Origin of the sequence: Streptomyces sp. MB09-02B, from assembly GCF_033794485.1 — a bacterium.
GTDB lineage: Bacteria > Actinomycetota > Actinomycetes > Streptomycetales > Streptomycetaceae > Streptomyces.
In genome coordinates, this window is record NZ_JARGEE010000785.1 from 1 (window position 1) to 1,969 (window position 1,969).

Below are 1,969 nucleotides of genomic sequence, written 5' to 3' on the forward strand. Positions count from 1 at the left end.
GGTCGGGATGCGGGGGGCGTGGGGGCGTGTTTCGCTGTGGGACATGCGGATGCGGATGCCGGTGCCGCTCGGGCGCCGGGAGCCGGACCCCTTCGCGCGGCAGCAGCCGCTGCGGATCCGCGGGCGGAACGTCGCCTGGCTGCCGCCGCTCGTCGTACTGCTCGCCGTACCGGTGATCGACTGGTTCACCGGCGGCAACTTCCGGGTCATCTCCTGGCTGGTGCTCGTGCCGGGCACGGCCGCCGCCGTCTGCCGGGTGTGGACGACGGCGCTCTTCGCGGCGCTCGCGATGCTCACGTACATCGTGGGCGACAACTCCTGGCCCCACCAGGAGCGCACCGGCCTCCCCGACTTCATCCTCGTCGCCCTCGGCGGGATCCTGTCCGTGCTGGCCTGCGCGGTGCGGCTGCGCGGACAGGAGCGGATGCTGCACATGCGGGCCGTCGTCGACACCACCCGCCGCATCCTGCTGCGCCAGCTCCCGCCGGACGTCGGCGGCCTCGACCACGCCGAGATCTACCTCGCCGCCGACAGCGAGGCCCGCGTCGGCGGCGACTTCTACGACATCCAGCCCAGCCCCCACGGCACGCGCGTCGTCATCGGCGACGTCCAGGGCAAGGGGCTCGCGGCCGTGGAGGCGGCCTCCGTGCTGCTCGGCACGTTCCGCGAGGCGGCTTATTACGAGGCCGAACCGGGCACCGTGGCCGAGCGGTTGGAGACCCGTATGGTCCGCCACGTGCGCTACTGCGCACACGTCGGCCGCGACGACGCCGAACGCTTCGCCACCGCCGTGCTGCTGGACTTCCCCGAACTGCGCAGCGAGCGCACCGACTGGGGCCCGGACCTCGCGGGGCTCGACACGCTCACCGTGGACGTCGTCAACTTCGGCCACGAGCCCCCGCTGCTGCTCTCCCCCCACGGCGTGCGGTTCCTCCCGTTGAGGGAGGGACTGCCGCTGGGCTTCGGTGAGTTGGCGCCCCTGGAACGCCGGACAGCCACCGTGCGGCTCGCCGCAGACGAGACGTTGCTCCTGGTCACGGACGGGGTGACGGAGGCGCGTGACGGGCGCGGGGTCTTCTTCCCGCTCCGCGAGCACCTCGCCCGCGCCCTCGCCGCCGGGGCACCCGCCCTCGACCCCGAGTCGCTGGTCCGCCTCGTCCGGGACGGCGTCCTCGCCCACACCGGTGGCGGCCTCGACGACGACACGACGATCTTCGCGGTGCGCCGGGCCTCGGAGCCGGTACGACGACCGCCGGGCACCCCCATGTGAGTGCCCCCACCTCGGCTCCGCCCGCGCTTCCGCCTCCGCTTCGTCCCGCTTCCGCCCTCGCTCCCGCCTCCGCTTCGTCCCACTTCCGCACCCCTCCCGCCCGCGCTTCCGTCTCCGCTTCGTCCCGGTCCTGCCGTGCTCCTTTCCCCCTTTGCGTGCGCAGCGGTTACCGTGCTGGCTGGTGCAGGTGATCGACGGGGAGGGAACGATGCCCGGAACGGTGCTGCTGCTCGCGGCCTCGCCCATGGGCAAGGGGTGCCTGGTGGACGCGGCCTCCGTGCTTCCCGTACTGGCGGCCGTCACACCCGAGGTGCTGTCCGGCACGGGGACGGCGAACGTCGTGGAGCTGGCCGACCCGCTGGAGCCCCAGGCCGTCCTGACGCGGCTGCGCGCGGCGGCGACCGCGCCCGGGCCGCTCACCGTGTATCTCGCCGGGCAGCTGCAACTCGACCGCAAACAGCGGCTCGTGCATCTGGCGCTGGCGCGTACGACACCGGCGACCGTCCGGTACACCGCGTTCCCCTGGCACTGGATCGCGGAGGAACTGCGGCTGCGTACGCCCGGGTCCACGACGTTGTTCGTCGATCTGCACGCCGACGCGGAGGTGTGGCAGCAGCTGGCCGGGCGGCCGTTGACGGTCGGGCCGGGGGTGAGTGTGTACGGGCGGGTCGCGCCGCCCGTACACACTCACCCCCGGCC

General features: G+C 73.5%; 1 protein-coding gene and 1 pseudogene. Both read left to right on the forward strand.

The window, feature by feature from the left end:
* The first annotated feature begins 43 nt into the window (after positions 1–43).
* Entirely contained in the window at positions 44–1,270 is a 1,227-nt protein-coding gene (locus P1P70_RS44020) for a PP2C family protein-serine/threonine phosphatase (protein WP_413471692.1), read from the forward strand.
* A gap of 208 nt (positions 1,271–1,478) precedes the next feature.
* Positions 1,479–1,969 (forward strand): annotated as a pseudogene (locus P1P70_RS44025) (hypothetical protein); the annotation flags it as partial.

What these genes read in the sequence shown, in the direction of transcription:
- P1P70_RS44020 (WP_413471692.1), top strand. Translation starts at nt 44, where the DNA reads ATGCGGATGCGGATGCCGGTGCCGCTCGGGCGCCGGGAGCCGGACCCC.